The organism is Neisseria sp. Marseille-Q2251 (assembly GCF_940793045.1).
In the GTDB taxonomy this organism is placed as follows: domain Bacteria; phylum Pseudomonadota; class Gammaproteobacteria; order Burkholderiales; family Neisseriaceae; genus Neisseria.
In genome coordinates this window covers 1-17,779 of record NZ_CALNWV010000049.1, presented here as the reverse complement: position 1 = coordinate 17,779, position 17,779 = coordinate 1, and the positions used below count along the sequence as shown (strand labels likewise).

The 17,779-nt window shown below is 49.9% G+C and carries 17 protein-coding genes, 4 tRNA genes and 1 pseudogene; 17 read left to right on the top strand and 5 right to left on the bottom strand.

Annotated elements, in window-relative coordinates:
* Window positions 1-304: 304 nt before the first annotated feature.
* From hisC to parE, 4 genes are all read left to right on the top strand, one after another.
* Window positions 305-1,384 (top strand): histidinol-phosphate transaminase, encoded by a 1,080-nt coding sequence (gene hisC / locus AAG834_RS12230; RefSeq protein WP_070513398.1) that lies wholly within the window; start codon window positions 305-307, stop codon window positions 1,382-1,384.
* A 30-nt stretch (window positions 1,385-1,414) separates the two neighbouring features.
* On the top strand, window positions 1,415-2,386 hold the full coding sequence (hisB, locus tag AAG834_RS12225) for an imidazoleglycerol-phosphate dehydratase HisB (protein WP_342032287.1): 972 nt from the start codon (window positions 1,415-1,417) through the stop codon (window positions 2,384-2,386).
* 394 nt (window positions 2,387-2,780) lie between these two features.
* Window positions 2,781-3,305 (top strand): RNA pyrophosphohydrolase, encoded by a 525-nt coding sequence (locus AAG834_RS12220; protein WP_003743450.1) that lies wholly within the window; start codon window positions 2,781-2,783, stop codon window positions 3,303-3,305.
* 69 nt (window positions 3,306-3,374) lie between these two features.
* On the top strand, window positions 3,375-5,360 hold the full coding sequence (parE, locus tag AAG834_RS12215) for a DNA topoisomerase IV subunit B (protein WP_342032286.1): 1,986 nt from the start codon (window positions 3,375-3,377) through the stop codon (window positions 5,358-5,360).
* A gap of 67 nt (window positions 5,361-5,427) precedes the next feature.
* Here parE and AAG834_RS12210 read toward each other — a convergent pair whose 3' ends face one another.
* Window positions 5,428-6,351, bottom strand: coding sequence for a protein C- splicing region (locus tag AAG834_RS12210; RefSeq protein WP_342032285.1), 924 nt, complete (start codon window positions 6,349-6,351; stop codon window positions 5,428-5,430).
* A 363-nt stretch (window positions 6,352-6,714) separates the two neighbouring features.
* Between AAG834_RS12210 and AAG834_RS12205 the strand changes: the two genes are divergently transcribed.
* The 13 genes and pseudogenes from AAG834_RS12205 to AAG834_RS12150 all read left to right on the top strand — a co-directional run bounded on the left by AAG834_RS12205 (window position 6,715) and on the right by AAG834_RS12150 (window position 14,393).
* Window positions 6,715-7,089, top strand: coding sequence for a hypothetical protein (locus AAG834_RS12205; RefSeq protein ID WP_342032284.1), 375 nt, complete (start codon window positions 6,715-6,717; stop codon window positions 7,087-7,089).
* Between the two features lie 118 nt (window positions 7,090-7,207).
* Window positions 7,208-7,918, top strand: coding sequence for a hypothetical protein (locus AAG834_RS12200; protein WP_003759921.1), 711 nt, complete (start codon window positions 7,208-7,210; stop codon window positions 7,916-7,918).
* Window positions 7,919-7,921: 3 nt separating this feature from the next.
* The gene (locus AAG834_RS12195) at window positions 7,922-8,374 is read left to right on the top strand and encodes a tetratricopeptide repeat protein (RefSeq protein WP_342032283.1); all 453 of its coding nucleotides are present in this window, start codon (window positions 7,922-7,924) and stop codon (window positions 8,372-8,374) included.
* Between the two features lie 41 nt (window positions 8,375-8,415).
* Window positions 8,416-8,523: pseudogene (locus AAG834_RS13880) on the top strand (IS5/IS1182 family transposase); the annotation flags it as partial.
* A gap of 51 nt (window positions 8,524-8,574) precedes the next feature.
* A complete protein-coding gene (locus AAG834_RS12190) occupies window positions 8,575-9,084 on the top strand; it encodes a DUF2199 domain-containing protein (RefSeq protein ID WP_342032282.1) in 510 nt (169 codons plus the stop codon).
* A 7-nt stretch (window positions 9,085-9,091) separates the two neighbouring features.
* Window positions 9,092-9,376: a hypothetical protein gene (locus AAG834_RS12185; RefSeq protein WP_342032281.1), complete on the top strand. Its 285-nt coding sequence runs from the start codon at window positions 9,092-9,094 to the stop codon at window positions 9,374-9,376.
* A 43-nt stretch (window positions 9,377-9,419) separates the two neighbouring features.
* A complete protein-coding gene (ubiD, locus tag AAG834_RS12180; protein ID WP_342032280.1) occupies window positions 9,420-10,898 on the top strand; it encodes a 4-hydroxy-3-polyprenylbenzoate decarboxylase in 1,479 nt (492 codons plus the stop codon).
* Window positions 10,899-11,015: 117 nt separating this feature from the next.
* Complete coding sequence (locus tag AAG834_RS12175; protein WP_342032279.1) at window positions 11,016-11,540, top strand: GNAT family N-acetyltransferase; 525 nt, start codon at window positions 11,016-11,018, stop codon at window positions 11,538-11,540.
* 382 nt (window positions 11,541-11,922) lie between these two features.
* Window positions 11,923-13,911, top strand: coding sequence for a cation:proton antiporter domain-containing protein (locus AAG834_RS12170; RefSeq protein ID WP_342032278.1), 1,989 nt, complete (start codon window positions 11,923-11,925; stop codon window positions 13,909-13,911).
* A gap of 72 nt (window positions 13,912-13,983) precedes the next feature.
* A tRNA-Val gene (locus tag AAG834_RS12165) sits at window positions 13,984-14,059 on the top strand.
* A 32-nt stretch (window positions 14,060-14,091) separates the two neighbouring features.
* A tRNA-Asp gene (locus AAG834_RS12160) sits at window positions 14,092-14,168 on the top strand.
* Window positions 14,169-14,208: 40 nt separating this feature from the next.
* Window positions 14,209-14,284: transfer RNA gene (locus AAG834_RS12155), tRNA-Val, on the top strand.
* Window positions 14,285-14,316: 32 nt separating this feature from the next.
* Window positions 14,317-14,393, top strand: a tRNA-Asp gene (locus AAG834_RS12150).
* A 116-nt stretch (window positions 14,394-14,509) separates the two neighbouring features.
* Here the strand turns inward: AAG834_RS12150 and AAG834_RS12145 are convergent.
* The 4 genes from AAG834_RS12145 to AAG834_RS12130 form a co-directional block, all read right to left on the bottom strand.
* Window positions 14,510-14,752: a sodium:glutamate symporter gene (locus AAG834_RS12145; protein ID WP_342032277.1), complete on the bottom strand. Its 243-nt coding sequence runs from the start codon at window positions 14,750-14,752 to the stop codon at window positions 14,510-14,512.
* Window positions 14,752-15,249: a hypothetical protein gene (locus tag AAG834_RS12140; RefSeq protein WP_342032276.1), complete on the bottom strand. Its 498-nt coding sequence runs from the start codon at window positions 15,247-15,249 to the stop codon at window positions 14,752-14,754. Before AAG834_RS12140 ends, AAG834_RS12145 begins: the two co-directional genes overlap by 1 nt.
* A 767-nt stretch (window positions 15,250-16,016) precedes the next feature.
* Complete coding sequence (locus AAG834_RS12135) at window positions 16,017-16,643, bottom strand: arylesterase (protein ID WP_342032275.1); 627 nt, start codon at window positions 16,641-16,643, stop codon at window positions 16,017-16,019.
* Between the two features lie 42 nt (window positions 16,644-16,685).
* Window positions 16,686-17,384 carry an energy transducer TonB gene (locus tag AAG834_RS12130; RefSeq protein WP_342032274.1) on the bottom strand — a complete coding sequence of 233 codons (699 nt, stop codon included), beginning with the start codon at window positions 17,382-17,384 and terminating at the stop codon, window positions 16,686-16,688.
* Window positions 17,385-17,779 lie beyond the last annotated feature (395 nt).

Below are 17,779 nucleotides of genomic sequence, written 5' to 3'. Positions count from 1 at the left end.
TTATTCGGCAATATATTGAGCAGCAAAATACGCCTGACTGAAATTGAACGTTTTTAGGACTGCTTCGCAGTCCTCGCCTGATATCTCCGCCGTAAACGGCGAAGTTTTACGGCGCATTCGGATAAAAACAGACAAAGCAGCCCAAGAATATTCAAAAAATATCTTCGGGTTCAATATTTATATCAAGCCTTCATTATAAAAATAATATAAATATCCCATTTATTAATTATATTACTGTCAATACTCTGATTTTGTGCTATATTGTGACGAAATAACCATTATTCAGAAATGGAGAAGAAAACTTATGAAAACCGCCTCCAATTTCATCCGCGACGACATCAAAGCCATGTCCGCCTACCGAATTGCCGACTTACCTGAAGGCTTCATCAAGCTGGATGCAATGGAAAGTCCGTATCATCCGTTTGCCCGTTTTCCCGAGCTGTCAAACGAATGGCTGCGGCTGATTGCCCAAGCGCCGATTCAGCTTTACCCTAATCCTGCCGCCAGCGGGCTGCAGGATACTTTAAGAAAAGCCTTCGATATTCCTGAAGCCGCCGCCATCGCTTTAGGAAACGGCTCGGACGAGTTAATCCAATTCTTGACCCTGCTCGTTGCACAATCAGGCGCGACCATGCTTGCGGTAGAGCCGAGTTTCGTGATGTATCGGCACAATGCCGAGCTGTACGGCATGAATTACGTCGGCGTGCCGCTTAATGAAGATTTCACGCTTGATTTGCCCGCCGTTTTATCCGCCATTAAAAAACATCAGCCCGCGTTGATTTTCATTGCCTATCCGAACAATCCGACAGGCGTTTGTTTCCGCCGCGAAGAAGTCGAAGCCATTATCCGCGCGACGCAGGGTATCGTGGTTGTCGATGAAGCATACGGCGCATTCAGCTGCGACAGTTTTCTGCCACAGGCGGGCAGCATCGAAAATCTGGTCGTGATGCGCACCATCAGCAAAATCGGTTTTGCCGGTTTGCGCATCGGCTATGCGGCAGGAAGCCCTACCGTAATGGGCGAGCTGGCGAAAATCCTGCCGCCCTACAATATGAACCAATTAAGCTTGGCGACCGCCAAATTCGCCCTGCAACACCACGACGCGATTCAGACGACCATCGATATTTTAAAAGCCGAGCGCGAACGCGTTTTCAGCGAATTGTCCGCCATAGGTCGTCTGAAAGCCTTCACCAGCGAAGCGAATTTCATTACCGTGCGCGTTCCCGATGCAGACGCATTGTTTAACACGCTTAAAGAAAACCGCATCCTGATTAAGAAACTCCACGGCACGCATCCGCTTTTGGCGCAGTGCGTCCGCATTACCGTCGGCAGTCCCGAGCAAAACGATGCCGTACTGGATATTATCCGCAAGCTTTATGCCTGACTTTTTTAAAACCCCACAGAGAGTAAAATTATGACCATCACTCAACTCCACCTTGCCAATTTCCTGCAGCTTGTCGAAGAAGCAGGCTCGCTGACCAAACTTGCCCGCAAATGCGGTTACGACAACGCGGCATCCCTGTCCCAACTGAAACGCCGCCTTGAAGAGCAGGCAGAAGACGAAAAAGCGCGCGGCATCCGCCCCAGCCTTGCCGCCAAACTCGAAGCCGGCATGCACAAACGCAAAGGCTGGTTAAACCGCGACCACAGCAAAGATAAAGAAAAAGCCGCAGCCGCTGAAGCCGCCCGCCAAGAGCGTGCCGCCCAAGCTGCCGCAGTCGCCGCACCGGCATTCCATATGCCCGCAGAAGGCCGCGCAGTCAGCATCACCCGCAACACCAGCGAAACCCAAATCACCCTCAACCTCAATCTTGACGGCACCGGACAATACCGCCTCGACACCGGCGTCCCCTTCCTTGAGCATATGCTTGCCCAAGTCGCCCGCCACGGCATGATCGACCTCGACATCACCTGCAAAGGCGATTTGCACATCGACGACCACCACACCGTAGAAGACATCGGTATCGTACTCGGTCAAGCCCTGAAACAAGCCTTGGGCAGCAAAGCCGGTATCCGCCGCTACGGTCATGCCTACGTTCCGCTCGACGAAGCCTTGAGCCGCGTTGTCATCGATCTCTCCGGCCGCCCAGGACTCGTCTACAACATCGACTTCACCCGCGCCCTCATCGGACGTTTTGACGTTGACCTGTTTGAAGAATTCTTCCACGGCGTCGTCAACCACAGCATGATGACCCTGCACATCGACAACCTCAGCGGCTGCAACGCCCACCACCAAGCCGAAACCGTATTCAAAGCCTTCGGCCGCGCCCTGCGCATGGCGGCAGAATACGACCCGCGCATGGCAGGACAAACCCCGTCCACCAAAGGCACTTTGAGCGACGAATCCGTTGCCGTTGAAAAAGAAGAAGCGCAAAGCGAAGAGTAATCCGCTTTAATGAAAAAAAGGTCGTCTGAAAACCGAGAAACAGGTTTTCAGACGACCTTTGCATTTGCAGCAGGCATTGTTCAAAACGTAAGTCGGTAAAACATCGCAAATGAAAGCAGAAAGCATCTGCCCCGCCTCTTTCCCGCATTGATGTAAATCCATCTTAAATCGCAGACAACCCAAAATAAAAATCCATAGCCCAAATCTCATCCACAGATTCCGCTCTTCAAAAGCATCTCGTCAAACCACACACCTTGTTTACCTATCATTACCCACAAACCCCAAAAAGGTCGTCTGAAAACAGGCACGACAGGTTTTCAGACGACCTCAGATTTGTCAAACCCGCCCGATTTATGGGAAAATCGCACGATTGAATTTAACGAAGGGCGACACCGTGTTAGACAGAGAAGGCTATCGCCCCAATGTCGGTATCATCTTAATCAACAACCGCAACGAAGTCTTTTGGGGCAAGCGTGTGCGCGAACATTCTTGGCAGTTTCCGCAAGGCGGCATCAAACCGGGCGAAAGTCCCGAAACCGCCATGTACCGCGAGCTGTACGAAGAAGTCGGGCTGCTGCCGCAACACATCAAAATCGTCGGCAGAACGCGCGACTGGCTGCGTTATGACGTGCCGAGCCACTGGGTACGCCGCGAATGGCGCGGTTCGTATCGCGGGCAGAAGCAGATTTGGTATCTTTTACGGCTGGTCGGGCGCGACAGCGACATCAATCTGCGCGCCTGCCACCATCCCGAATTTGACGGCTGGCGTTGGCACCAATATTGGGCTCCCGTTGACGAAGTGATTGATTTCAAACGCGACGTTTACTTGGGGGCATTGAAAGAACTCTCCTCCCGCTTCCTGCGCGGCATGGAAAGCTACGAAGACTTTACCGCGCGCCTGCCTTTTGACAACCGATAAAACAACGAAACACAACGCTTTCAGGTCGTCTGAAAGCGTTGTTCTTCCTTTCAGACGACCTCTTCCCCTATGACTAAAAACAACCAATACAGCGAATCCAGCATCACCGTCCTCAAAGGCTTGGAGCCGGTCAAAGAACGTCCCGGCATGTACACCCGCACCGACAGCCCGACCCACATCTGCCAAGAAGTCATCGACAATGCGGCGGACGAGGCGTTGGGCGGTTTCGCCACTGAAATCGACGTGCGCATCCACGACGACGGCTCGCTTTCCGTACACGACAACGGACGCGGCATTCCCGTCGGGCTGCACCCTGTCGAAGGCGTACCCGTGGTCGAACTCGTGTTTACCCGTCTGCACGCGGGCGGCAAGTTCAACAAAAAAGACGGCGGCAGCGCGTATGCTTTTTCAGGCGGCCTGCACGGCGTGGGCGTATCCGTCACCAACGCCCTCTCCACTCGCCTCGAAGTAACCGTCAAACGCGAAGGCAAAATCCACCGCATCGTGTTTGCCGGCGGCGACGTGGTCGAACCGTTGGCGGAAGTGGGTAAATGCGCCGTCAAAGACAGCGGCACCGAAGTACGCGTCTGGCCGGACGGCAAATATTTTGAAAGCCCGAATTACAGCATCCCCGAACTCGAACGCCTGCTGCGCGCCAAAGCCGTTCTGCTGCCGGGCGTGCGCGTTTCCCTGACCCGTCCGGTCAAAGGCGAAGACGAAGCGCACACCCAAACCTGGCACTACCCCGACGGTCTGAAAAGCTATCTGACCGACCTGATTGCCGACGCGCAGGAAGCCGTGCCGCTGTTCTCCTGCGAAAACTACATTTCAGACGACCACAACGGCGATTTCAGCATCGGCGAAGGCGCCGCGTTTGCCCTGACCTGGCTGGAAGAAGGCTCGTGCGCCAACGAAAGCTACGTCAACCTCATCCCCACCCCGCTGGGCGGCACGCACGAAGCAGGCTTGAAACAAGCCGTGTTCAACGCCGTCAACAACTTCATCAACCTGCACAACCTCCTACCGCGCGGCGTGAAAGTGCAAAGCGACGACGTGTTCGGCAAAACCGCCTTCGTCCTCTCCGCCCGCGTCCTCGATCCGCAGTTCCAAGGCCAGACCAAAGACAAGCTGACCAACCGCGACGCGTTGAAACTTGTCGCCGCCGTATCGGGCGACCCTTTGGAATTGTGGCTGAACCAAAACGTGGACTTCGGCAAAAAAATCGCCGAACTCGCCATCCGTCAGGCACAGGCGCGGATGCGTTCGGTTAAAAAAATCGAAAAGAAAAAAGGCAGCGGCGTCGCCGTCCTGCCCGGCAAACTGACCGACTGCGAAAGCGAAGACATCCGTGAAAACGAACTCTTCCTCGTCGAAGGCGATTCCGCCGGCGGCTCCGCCAAACTCGCCCGCGACAAAGCCACACAAGCGATTTTGCCCCTGCGCGGCAAAGTGCTCAACAGCTTTGAAGTCCACCCCGACCAACTCTTCGGCAACGCCGAAATCCACGACATTTCCGTCGCCATCGGCGTCGATCCGCACGGCATCAACGACAATCCCGATTTAAGCGGCCTGCGCTACGGCAAAATCGCCATCCTGTCCGATGCCGACGTGGACGGCTCGCATATTCAAGTTTTGCTGTTGACCCTGTTCTACCGCCACTTCCCGAAACTGGTCGCCGACGGACACATCTACGTCGCCCAGCCGCCGCTGTTCCGCGTCGATGTCAACGCCCAAGGCAAAAGCAAACCCGCCCGCAAATTCTATGCCCTCGACCAAAACGAACTCGACAGTATTTTAGAACGGCTGCAAAAAGAAGGCGTTAAAGAAACCGCCTATTCCATCAGCCGTTTCAAAGGCTTGGGCGAGATGAACCCCGACCAGCTCAAAGACACCACCATGCACCCCGACACCCGCCGCCTGTTGCAGGTACAAATCCCCGAAGGCGCGGATGACGAAACACGCGACATCTTCGTCAAACTGATGGGCAAAGGCGAAGCCGCCGCCCGCCGCGCATGGATGGAACGGGAAGGCGATACGGCGGAATTGGATATTTGATGCTATTCGTTTGAAAAGCGAAAGGTCGTCTGAAAATTTCAGACGACCTCTGTTGCAAATAGCGGCGTTATGGTTGCCCGCCATCGCGGATTTCCAGACTGTCCACCCGGCTGCGCCGCTCTGCGCCGCAATTCTGGTTGTGCACCAGGATGCCCGGATAATCGACACAGTAGGTATGGTAATCCTCGACCTCGATGTTGTAGACCGTGGTGCGGTAGCGGCGGTAATGCCGTTGTCCGTCCTCATCCACATACAGCAGGTTCTCGTCATTCGGCACATCCGCCCAATCCAATGTCGGGCAATTCAGCGATTCGTCAGTTAGAACCATCTCATAGCTGTTGCCTAAGTCCGACTCTTTCCAGCCGTAAGCCAGGTTGATCGGCTGCGCCCAAGCCTGATCGGTATCGCGGTAGACATACAGCGGGCGGTAATCCTCCACCACGTAATAATCGTTTTCAAGGCCCAGAACTACGTCGCCGCGCTCGAGCTGGTCGGCGCGCTTCCACACCGGCTGTTCGTACAGCCGCATTTCATAGGGCGTGTGCTTAAATGCCCACAGGGCTTCGTATCTCGCCCTGCTTTCATCTCCGGCAAACACATATTCGCCATCGTCGTAATCGCAGCCCTTCCAATAGGCACCGAGCTTACCGAATTTGGGATGCTCAAGAATCAGGTTGATAACCACGCCATACACGCAGAATGGGTGGTTGGGAGTAGCAACCAATCCCCCTCCCCCCCTGTTCCGTTCAGGGAATTGGGAAAATCTTAACATCACCACTTCTTTGTCTTCATAACGGAAGGTATTTACCACCCGCTTGGGCACGGCCTCGCCGATGCCGTTTTCCGGCCGCGACATCACCAAATCGCCTACCTTCAGTTCGTCTATCGGCGTCCAGCCTTCTTCCGTTTCTACCAAGGTGCCCTTCATAAAGCAGCCCATGCCGGAGGATAGGGCGTTTTCTACGGCGTGTTGTCCATTCAATTTGTTCATATTGTTTCCCGAAATTGTGTTTTTAAAAGTTTCTGATTAAAGGAGGTGGCTATATAGACACCTCGTATCACTTGTAAGGTCGTCTGAAAACGGATTTGGGTTTTCAGACGACCTTTTTACATTATGCTGCCAAACAGGGTTAAAAAATCATGCAGTAATCTTCAAAAAGCCGAATAGAAGGCATTTCCATATTATTTCCTTAACGATTGGTCAATATGCATATTTTAAATGAGAAAATATATTTATGGCTGACAAAGACCGTTTTCTTGATAATAATATTGACCCTGACTCAGAATGAATCGAAAACATAAAAGGTCGTCTGAAAGCCAATCGCCTCAAACCATCATCTAAGGACATTCATAAATGGTACGCCTTCCCTCATCTCTATTATTGCTCATCACCGGTCTTTCACTTACCGCCTGCGGCTCTAGCATTGATTACGACCGTCAAGGATTGGCGCGCAGCAAACAAATGTGGCAGCAGCGGCTGGACAGCCTTCCAATCGGCGCAACTGAAGCGCAACTGCGCGACTGGCAAACCAAATACGGATTAAAACTGGCGTTTCAAGAACCTGACCATTATTACAGTTCCAACCTACCCGAAGGCCATTTCCCCGTAAAAAAACATTGGTCCAAATTCAGTCCTTGCGATGCTTATTTCTTATCTTTAACCATCCAAACCAACGAGCAAAAGCAAGTGGTTAAAAAAGAACTGAAAGCCTTAGGCAGCTGCATATAAACCGTCTATGATTCAGGTCGTCTGAAATCCAAAATCCGTTTTTCAGACGACCCGGACTTCAGATTGAAACTTTATCCATCATCAACATAAACCAACCCTCATCAATAAAGACTACAACATGAATTATCGCGAAATCATTAACGAACTAAATGAAAACCTACATGCATTTCCCGAAGCTGAAACCGTGTTTTCCGAAAAGCAGCCCTGGTTGAAAGAACATTTTCTGCCTTGTATCAGTATCGACTTAGTGGAAATCAATCCCGAATGGAAAGGCATAACGCTGCATTTGATCAATCCGCAGGAACCGGGCGACGGCTTAATCGGCGAGCTGACGCAGTTCGCCCATAATGAATTTATCGGAATTAACTGGCTTTCATTCCGCTTGACTGAAGACAACCGTTACGAATTCTTGGGTGACGAGCGTTATTTTCTCCGCAGCCCGGCCAACAAACATTTGCTGACCGATCCGTATTTGGAAAAATATTTTGCCGAAAACCTGAAAAACTATGCCGAACAGAAAAAAGCATTTCAGGAAAAAACAGGGGATTACAACGGAGAGCCCTATTTCAGCAAGTATGACGGATTATTTCTGAACAGCTTGGGTGGAGAACGCATTGAAAGCAGCAACTGGTCAACCTCAGACGACATCCCGTCTGCTTACAAAATGACGCAAGATGAAGACGGGAACGTTACCATTACCCACAATGGCAATCGTTTTTACCATATCGCCTCAGCGTGCGGTTATTCCTATTCCCATGGCGCAGACAATATTGTCATGCTGTACGAGCCAATCAGCAGACTTGTTCTATTTACTTACGATTGGACATAAACCATGAGCGAATTAAACGACCAAACCTACGACACCATTTGCCGGCTTTGCGAACAAGGCGACACGTTGGCGGACGACGGGCAATACACCAAAGCACTCGACCTTTATTGGCAGGCATGGGATTTGTTGCCCGAACCGAAAACCGACTGGGAAGCGGCAACATGGATTCTGGCAGCCATCGGCGATGCGGATTTTTTGAGCGGCGATTTTGCCGCCGCGCACGAGCATTTAAGCCACGCCATGTATTGCCCGGACGCAATCGGCAACCCGTTTTTGCATTTGCGTTTGGGACAGGCGCAGTTTGAATTGGGCAATATGGAACGCGCCGCTGACGAGCTGATGCGTGCCTACATGGGGTTGGACGATGAAGCGTGGCTGGACGAAGATCCGAAATATCTGGATTTTTTAGCTACAGTGGCAGAAGGCATTGAAAACCACAGCCGAAAAAACAATTAGTCCGATATAGATTGCACTCTGTTTTTCAGACGACCCGAACTTCAAACCAGTTATATAGTGGATTAAATTTAAATCATGACAAGGCGACGAAGCCGCAGACAGTACGGCAAGGCGAGGCAACGCCGTACTGGTTTAAAGTTAATCCACTATAAAAGGTCGTCTGAAAACCAGCCACGCCTAAAACTCAAAAGGAATCCATCATGTACACTTGCACTTCCTGCGGCGAAAAACATGAAGACATGCCGGCGCTCTGCTTTGCCACTCCCGCCCCCTATGACCAACTCAGTGAAGAAGAACGCATTGCTTATCAAGCGGAATGCGATTCTGATTTCTGCATCATCCGCTATCCCGACCAAACCGACCGCTTTATCCGCGCGGTGCTGCTTATTCCGATTATCGGGCATGAGGAAACGCTGGAATACGGCGTGTGGGTATCCGTCAGCGAAAATAGTTTTAACGACTATCAAAGCGACTTTCACGACAATCCGGGAAACGTCGTTTATTTCGGCAGGATATGCAACCGGCTGCCCCCTTACGAATCCGACACCTTCGGCCTGCACTGCAATGTCGTTACCCAGCCCGACAACCGACGTCCCCTGCTGCAACTGCATCAAGGCAGCGAACATCCGCTGGTACGCGACTTTTATCACGGCATAGAATATGCCGAAGCACAGGCAAGGATAGAGGCGGCATTCGGTGCAGACGATTAAGGACCAAATGGCAAACCGTCCTCTGCTGAACGAAACCATGTCCGACAGCTCCCGCCTGTTCCTGCAACTGCCGCAAACCTGCCCGCCGTCGAGCCTGCTACGGCAAATTGTCCGCTTAGGCGGAATGCCTACCGACTTCGTATCGGATTGGGTTACGGGCGAAACGTGGATAGATTTCGGTTACAAGGGCTGGAAGTTCAGTATTCACAACCCATATGGTGAATATTGGTTTTTTGTCGAAAACAGCGAATGCCCCGAAGCTATATTGCAATCTATGATTGAGGTCGTCTGAAATCCAAAATCCGGTTTTCAGACGACCTCAAATAAGGATCAACATGAAATACAAAGACCTACGCGACTTCATCTCCATGCTCGAGCAGCAGGGCAAACTCAAACGCGTCGCGCACCCCGTTTCCCCGCATTTGGAAATGACCGAAATCGCCGACCGCGTGCTGCGCGCCGAAGGGCCGGCGTTGTTGTTTGAACAACCGATTAAGCCAGACGGTACGCGCTACGATTATCCCGTGTTGGCGAACCTGTTCGGCACGCCCGAACGCGTGGCGATGGGCATGGGCGCGGACAGCGTGTCCAAACTGCGCGAAATCGGGCAGACGCTGGCATATTTGAAAGAACCCGAACCGCCCAAAGGCATCAAAGACGCGTTTTCCAAACTGCCGCTGTTGAAAGACATTTGGAGCATGGCGCCGAACGTGGTGAAAAACGCGCCGTGTCAGGAAATCGTGTGGGAAGGTGAAGACGTTGATTTATATAAACTTCCGATTCAGCATTGCTGGCCGGAAGACGTTGCGCCGCTGGTAACGTGGGGCTTGACTGTCACGCGCGGACCGCACAAAAAACGCCAAAATCTCGGCATTTACCGTCAGCAATTAATCGGCAAAAACAAGCTGATTATGCGCTGGCTGTCGCATCGCGGCGGCGCGCTGGATTATCAGGAATTCCGCAAACTCAATCCCGATACGCCGTATCCCGTCGCCGTCGTGCTCGGCTGCGACCCTGCCACCATTTTGGGCGCGGTAACGCCTGTTCCCGATACCTTGAGCGAATACCAGTTTGCCGGACTGCTGCGCGGTTCGCGGACGGAGCTGGTGAAATGTATCGGCAACGATTTGCAAGTGCCTGCGCGCGCCGAAATCGTACTGGAAGGCGTCATCCATCCGAACGAAACCTCATTGGAAGGCCCGTACGGCGACCACACGGGCTATTACAACGAGCAGGACCATTTTCCCGTGTTCACGGTCGAACGCATCACCATGCGCGAAAACCCGATTTACCACTCCACCTACACGGGCAAACCGCCCGATGAGCCTGCCGTTTTGGGCGTGGCGTTGAACGAAGTGTTCGTACCGCTTTTGCAAAAGCAGTTCCCCGAAATCACCGATTTCTACCTGCCGCCCGAAGGCTGCTCCTACCGCATGGCGGTGGTCAGCATGAAAAAACAATACGCCGGACACGCCAAGCGCGTGATGATGGGCTGCTGGTCGTTCCTGCGCCAATTTATGTACACCAAATTCATCATCGTGGTGGATGACGACGTGAACGTGCGCGACTGGAAAGAAGTCATCTGGGCAGTAACCACGCGCATGGACCCCGTGCGCGACACCGTTTTGGTGGAAAATACGCCCATCGACTATCTCGACTTCGCCAGCCCCGTCAGCGGACTCGGCGGCAAAATGGGCTTGGACGCAACCAACAAATGGCCGGGCGAAACCGACCGCGAATGGGGACGGGTGATCAAAAAAGACCCTGCGGTTACGGCTAAGATTGATGAGATTTGGGGGGAATTGGGGTTGTAAATCAAAGTGCAGGCTGCTTTTTGCGCATTCAAAACCAAAAAGCAGCCTGCACATTACAAAGGCCGTCTGAAAGCAGCGTTTCAACAAAATTTCCAAACAATATTAGGCATTTTTAGCATGGAAACACGAAAAACAGCCCGCCTAATCCTCCGCCCTTGGGCGCTGACCGATGCCGAAGCGGTGTATGAACAAGCTCGCAACCCTAAAATAGGGGCGATGTGCGGCTGGCATCCTCATACCAGTGTGGCGGAAAGCCGTGAAATTATTGAACACGTCCTCCGCAAGCCGCATAGTTTTGCCATTTGCTTGGAAGATAATCAAGCGATAGGCAGCATCAGCCTGCTTTTTCAAAACGATAGCAATCTGTCGCTAAACGACCATGAAGCGGAAATAGGTTATTGGCTGGGCGAGGATTTTTGGGGAAAGGGCTATGCAACCGAAGCGGTGCAATCAGTTGCCGCCTATGCTTTTGAGGAATTGTCTCTGGTGCGGCTTTGGGCTGGGGCTTATCAGAAAAATATCCCTTCGCAACGCGTGCTGGAGAAATGCGGATTTTATCCTCATCACACTGAAGAACACTTCTTTTCCAAGCCGACGGGCGAGACGCATAGGGCGGTAATATATGTGTTGGAGAAAGCGTAGTAGTCGGAATGTACTCGTAAAACAACATATCTTGCTTATTTGAGACCATACTAAGCATTAAAAGGGTCGTCTGAAATCAAGTTTTCAGACGACCCTTTTAACCAATAAAACTTTACAATAACTTATCTAATTATCGCATATTGCCGATACACCCCTGATTTAAAACTCATTCACTCTGAAGCAATCGCCCCGCCACCAGATACCCAAACCCGCCGCTGATATTTCGAACAGCATTTTTTTGGCTATATAAAGCATTACTTTACAGATTTTTTGATATAATTTTGCCCATCCGTTTAGATAAACCGTCGATACTTTCTCCGCGTGTTTTCAGACGGCCTATCAAAAATACAATTCGTTTCCCAAATAAAAGGCCGCCCGCTCTATGCACGAAACTTTCTCCCTCGCCCCCATCGTTATCGTCCTCCTCGTTTCCGTCATTACGGTAATTTATTGTCGTAAATTCAACATCCCTTCCATGCTCGGTTATCTTTTGGTCGGCTTTATCGCCGGTCCGGGTATGCTGAAGCTGATTCCGCAAGGTCATGCCACTGATTATTTGGGTGAAATCGGTATCGTATTCCTGATGTTCAGCATCGGTCTCGAATTCTCCCTACCCAAGCTCAAAGCCATGCGCCGTTTGGTGTTCGGGCTGGGCGGTTTGCAGGTCATTGTAACCATGTTGTCGATTATCGGCATTTTGATGCTGATGGGCGTCAGCTTTAATTGGGCGTTTGCCGCAGCCGGGGCGATGACCATGTCGTCCACGGCAATCGTTAGCCGCATCCTGTCGGAAAAAACCGAATTGGGACAGCCGCACGGTCAAATGGCGATGGGTGTCTTGTTGATGCAGGATATTGCCGTCGTGCCGCTGATGATCCTGATTCCTGCGCTGGGGGGTAATGGCGAAGAGGTCAGCCTGTGGGCGGCGCTCGGTCTTGCCGGATTGAAAATGCTGGTCACGCTGGGCGTGTTATTCGTCGTCGGCAGCAAGGTGATGTCGCGCTGGTTCAGAATGGTCGCCAAACGCAAGTCGTCTGAATTGTTTATGATCAACGTCCTGCTGGTAACCTTGGGCGTAGCTTATCTGACTGAACTGGAAGGCTTGTCGATGGCATTGGGTGCATTCGTCGCCGGTATGCTGCTTTCGGAAACGGAATACCGTTTTCAGGTGGAAGACGACATCCGCCCGTTCCGCGATATTCTGCTCGGTTTCTTCTTTATCACGGTCGGCATGAAACTGGATATCCAGGCTTTAATCGGCGGCTGGCAGCAGATTCTGATTTTGCTGGCAATTTTGCTGGTCTTGAAAGCATTGGTTGTCTTTTTCATCGCTTTGCATATGAAACATCCGATTGCGGATAGCTTGAAAACAGCCCTCTATTTAGCACAAGGCGGCGAATTTGGCTTTGTGATGTTAAACATCTCCAGCAAAATCAATATGGTGTCGCCCGAGCTGGAGCAGGCAGCTACGGCAGCGATTCTGTTGTCTATGATTATTGCCCCATTTATCTTGGGCAGCAGTGATGCCATCGTCAGCCGTTTTGTCAAATCAAGCTGGGACATGAAGGCATTGGATTTGCACAGTATGTTGGTGGAAACCATGAGCAAATCCGACCACGTCCTGATCATCGGTTTCGGACGCGGCGGTCAGACCGTCGGGCGCGTATTGGCTCAGGAAAACATCCCCTTCTTCGCCCTCGACCTCGATATCGGCAGGGTTCAGGTGGCACGCAATGCAGGCGAACCAGTCTCATTCGGCGATGCCAAACGGCGCGAAGTCTTGGAAGCGGCAGGTTTGGAACGCGCCAAAATGGTGGTCATTACCCTGAACAATATGCACGAAACCCAACATGTTCTCGACAATATTATGTCCCTGCATCCGAGCATGCCCGTGTATGTTCGGGCAACCAATGACGATTACGTTAAAACCTTTACAGACATGGGCGCGGAAGAAGCTGTATCCGATACCAAAGAAACCAGCCTGGTACTGGCAAGCTACGCCATGCTGGGCAATGGCGCGACCTTCAACCATGTTTATCAAACCATTGCCAACATCCGACACAGCCGCTACGCCTCTTTGGAAGGCTTGTTTGTCGGCAGTGATGATGAAAATGGATTTGACGACGGAGGCAAATCAGTCTGCCGCCACGCCTTCCCTCTGACAGGCGAAGCCCACGCCATCGGCAAGACTATTCGTGATTTGCCTTTGGATCACGCAGGTATCAAACTGCTATTCATCCGCCGCAATACAAGCAGAATAGAAAATCCTGACTTGGATTTGCAGTTGCAACCGAATGATATTTTAGTCGTCGCAGGCAAACAAGAGGAAATTATTTCTTTTGAAAACTGGAGTTTGCAAGGAAATACTTAATACACTAAAAAATAAAGCTTGCACAGCGGATGCTTTTTTGATTTAATAGCGTCTTCGCAAACGCAGCGACAAGGGTGATTAGCTCAGTTGGTAGAGCGTCTGCCTTACAAGCAGAATGTCGGCGGTTCGACTCCGTCATCACCCACCAAGTTTCCTTTCATTGTTGCAAAACAATGATGCGCGGTGGTAGCTCAGTTGGTTAGAGTACCGGCCTGTCACGCCGGGGGTCGCGGGTTCGAGCCCCGTCCGCCGCGCCAAATTTCAAAAATACTGACATCGTCGGTATTTTTTATTTTAGGGTGATTAGCTCAGTTGGTAGAGCGTCTGCCTTACAAGCAGAATGTCGGCGGTTCGACTCCGTCATCACCCACCAAGTTTCCTTTCATTGTTGTAAAACAATGATGCGCGGTGGTAGCTCAGTTGGTTAGAGTACCGGCCTGTCACGCCGGGGGTCGCGGGTTCGAGCCCCGTCCGCCGCGCCAAATTTCAAAAATACCGGCTTTTGCCGGTATTTTTTTGTGCGTAAGAAACGAATGTAGAAAAAGAGCGGTATTTAGTTTTTCAGACGACCTGTATTAGGAAGGTCGTCTGAAAATCTTCAATCAGCGTTCTCATCGCGTTCATCATACTTTCTCAGAAAAATCACTGTCCAAATTAAGCTGATTAAAATACTGCCAAAAAAGGCAATCTCAAAAAAAACAACCAAATCCCCGAGACAACCGACCCCACAATTTCCGCTATTGTCGCTCAGAAAAGCATTAATATAAGCGACGACATAAAGAATTGCCACAAACTCAGGAATAGCCATCAACCAAATACCTAAAACATTCAACCATTTCATCAGCGTTTTTCAACCTCGTTTTTTTCCATTTTAGGCAGCATGGTGGATGGTCCAGCGGAAGATATCATCCCTGCGGCAGCCACATATAGGCTGAACAGCCCGAATGCTGAAAAAGGAACGTTTTTCCAATTCACCAACCCCATTATCTGAAGAAGGAAGGAGGAAAAAATCCAATAATAAAATGCCGTCAAACCTGCCGCCTTCATCCTGTCTTTACTATTACATTTCAAATTCATCTTCTTGGCGGTATAACCGACAAAATAACTAGGAATACAATAAAGTAGCAACAAAAGTCCCAAAATCAATAGAGAAAATGGAAAAGCAAATTTCAAAAAGAAAAACACATCCGTCAGCAGGCTGGAAATATTTATTCTCTGAATAGGAAAAAGAAAAAAAATCAGCAATAACTGAATAATAAAAATCGGCAATCCCAATATTAAATTAGAGCGCGTGTAATTTCGATAAGGATTGAAATCTTTTTCTAGTGAATGTTCCATAATCTTTCTTCGTAAACTCTGCGAATAGCATTTACGCTAAACACTTATCCTTCTCTCTACAAGATTCGTATCCCTTTTCTTTTTAAAAGGTCGTCTGAAAATATTTAAGTAATATTCTTGTGACGTTTATTATCCTTTATTAGGAAAACTACCGTCCAAATTAAGCTAATCAACAAACTGCCAAAAAATGCAATCTGCAAAAAAGTATACAAATCTTCAAAGCAATTGACTTCACAATGTCTGCTATTGCTTTCCAAAAAAGGAGAAATCCAGCTGATAATATAAAGAATTGCCACAAACTCAGGAATAGCCATCAACCAAATACCTAAAATTTTCAATAATTTTATCAGCACTTTACAACCTCATTTTTTAGCATGAGGACAGTATATATGACGTTACGGTAAAAAACAACGTTCCTGCAATGGCCACATACAGACTGAACAACCTGAATACTGAAAAAGAAAAGTTCTGCGACAACATCTGAACGAGAATGAACGGAAAAACCAATAATAAAATGCTGTACAATCTGCCGCTGCTTTCAGATGACCTAATAGACTGTTGAGGCTTAACTCAATCTGCACTTGCTGCTTCGACAACTACATGAATATGAGCGCAGACTGAAAAAACCACCGAATGCTCCATAATCTTTCTTCGTAAACTCTGCGAACAGCATTTATTCTGCCCCGCCGCACTACAAGATTCGTATCCCATTTCTTTTTAAAAGGTCGTCTGAAAACGAAATTCACGAAGTAAATTACCGTTTACCCCTAAAAAAACCCCTCTTCCTGCAAAAATTTCTCCAATTTCTCCGCAAATACCTTATACCCAGCCGCATTGGCATGTATTTGATCGGATTTCAACTTTTCATCACTCAAAATTTCAGACCATGCGCCTTCAAAAAAAGGAATTTTGTATTGTTTGGCAAGCTCCTGATAAAGCGGGTGATCGCTCAAATGGCCGAACAATGCGCCGACGCTCAGGTGCGGTACGCCCACCAAGACGGCGGGGATATTTTCCTTCTGCACGCTTTCGATGGTTTCGGCAATATTGTTACGGGTTTCGGCTTCGGGCAATTTGCGCAGGAAATCGTTGCCGCCTATGCCGATAATCACAAGCTTGGGTTGGCGTTGCAACAGCGCGGGCAGGCGCGACAGGGCTTGTGCGGAGGTATCGCCGGAAATGCCGCCATTGATGATGTCCCAACCAGTCAGCTTTTGCAGTTGCGCAGGATAGGATTCGGCAGGGCTTGCGCCGTAGCCGTAGGTGAGGGAGTCACCCAAAGCAAGTACGGTACTGCCTGCGGCAATTTTCGTCTTCTTCTTGCCGGATTTACCGCCGCAAGCTGCAAGCAGTAAAACGCTTGTGTAAGTAAGGAATGTTCTTCGTGTGAGCATATTTTGTTTCTGATTCTTGAAAGTATCACGGAAGCTGCCGCGTTAATTTTGTACATCTAGATCTTGAAGATGGAAAGTGATAGGCATCCTAAATTTCATCCATACAGGTTTGCCATCTTTAACGTTAGGTAAAAAGATGCCTCCCATTGCCCCTTTCCTTGCCGCATTATCCAACATGTTAGAACCTGATCTTTTTATCACCTTGATGCTCTCCAATTTACCCTCCGGCGAAACTACGCCCCCCAATATAACCTCACCCTCATACCCATTTTCCCATGCTGCAGGAGGATAAGGAATGGTCATCCGTCGATATAAACCGCCTTCATAGTTGTCGTTTTCCCCATAGAGCAAGTAAATATGTTCAGCATAAGACGGAACGTTTTGACACACGCTCCGCACCTCGCCGTTTGCATCGGTTTGATCAGAGCAAGTTTGAGCAGGTTTATATCGCTTCGGACGCTTCTGCGCCAATGCAGCTTTGCACAATGCCGTTCCTGCCGACTTATCACGGCACACTGCGCCATCAACCCTGCCTTTTTTATTAATGACGGACCACACTGACAACACGCCGCCCTTACGTCCGTCAGGCGTCGGAACAACCACCACTTGCGGGTTCGCTGCCTGCGGACGTTTTAAGATTTTTTCAACAGGCGGCAATTTTTTGTCCGGCATGGTGGAACCTGCGGTCAGAGGAGTGGACAGCATCAAGAGTGTTAAAACGGATGGTTTGAACATGTTCATTTTTTGTATTCTTTATGTTTAATGATTTATCTTGCGGAGTGATTAAAAAGATTATGACATAGAAAATATGAAAAAGCTGAATTTTAAAGGACAAAGTTTGCCTCAAGGTCGTCTGAAAATAGTTATAGTGGATTAACTTTAAACCAGTACGGCGTTGCCTCGCCTTGCCGTACTATCTGTACTGTCTACGGCTTCGTCGCCTTGTCCTGATTTAAATTTAATCCACTATATTTCTGAAACCGGCAAAGCAAGTTGCCTCAAAACCCGTTTTCAGACGACGGCGGATTCGCATTTGAAGTGCAACTTTCCATAACAGAAAAAGGCCAGTATGAGGTAGCATACGGCCTTTCCTGCAAGAAAGATTGCCATGAGCTACACACAACTGACCCAAGACG

Bases quoted from the DNA above. Each gene is read 5' to 3' on its own strand.
- AAG834_RS12190 (WP_342032282.1), top strand. From the start codon at position 8,575: ATGTACACTTGCACTTCCTGCGGCGAAAAACATGAAGACATGCCGGCG.
- ubiD (WP_342032280.1), top strand. From the start codon at position 9,420: ATGAAATACAAAGACCTACGCGACTTCATCTCCATGCTCGAGCAGCAG.
- AAG834_RS12200 (WP_003759921.1), top strand. From the start codon at position 7,208: ATGAATTATCGCGAAATCATTAACGAACTAAATGAAAACCTACATGCA.
- hisC (WP_070513398.1), top strand. From the start codon at position 305: ATGAAAACCGCCTCCAATTTCATCCGCGACGACATCAAAGCCATGTCC.
- AAG834_RS12205 (WP_342032284.1), top strand. From the start codon at position 6,715: ATGGTACGCCTTCCCTCATCTCTATTATTGCTCATCACCGGTCTTTCA.
- AAG834_RS12145 (WP_342032277.1), bottom strand. From the start codon at position 14,752: ATGAAATGGTTGAATGTTTTAGGTATTTGGTTGATGGCTATTCCTGAG.
- AAG834_RS12135 (WP_342032275.1), bottom strand. From the start codon at position 16,643: ATGCTCACACGAAGAACATTCCTTACTTACACAAGCGTTTTACTGCTT.
- AAG834_RS12195 (WP_342032283.1), top strand. From the start codon at position 7,922: ATGAGCGAATTAAACGACCAAACCTACGACACCATTTGCCGGCTTTGC.
- AAG834_RS12170 (WP_342032278.1), top strand. From the start codon at position 11,923: ATGCACGAAACTTTCTCCCTCGCCCCCATCGTTATCGTCCTCCTCGTT.
- AAG834_RS12130 (WP_342032274.1), bottom strand. From the start codon at position 17,384: ATGAACATGTTCAAACCATCCGTTTTAACACTCTTGATGCTGTCCACT.
- AAG834_RS12185 (WP_342032281.1), top strand. From the start codon at position 9,092: ATGGCAAACCGTCCTCTGCTGAACGAAACCATGTCCGACAGCTCCCGC.
- AAG834_RS12210 (WP_342032285.1), bottom strand. From the start codon at position 6,351: ATGAACAAATTGAATGGACAACACGCCGTAGAAAACGCCCTATCCTCC.
- AAG834_RS12140 (WP_342032276.1), bottom strand. From the start codon at position 15,249: ATGGAACATTCACTAGAAAAAGATTTCAATCCTTATCGAAATTACACG.
- hisB (WP_342032287.1), top strand. From the start codon at position 1,415: ATGACCATCACTCAACTCCACCTTGCCAATTTCCTGCAGCTTGTCGAA.
- parE (WP_342032286.1), top strand. From the start codon at position 3,375: ATGACTAAAAACAACCAATACAGCGAATCCAGCATCACCGTCCTCAAA.
- AAG834_RS12175 (WP_342032279.1), top strand. From the start codon at position 11,016: ATGGAAACACGAAAAACAGCCCGCCTAATCCTCCGCCCTTGGGCGCTG.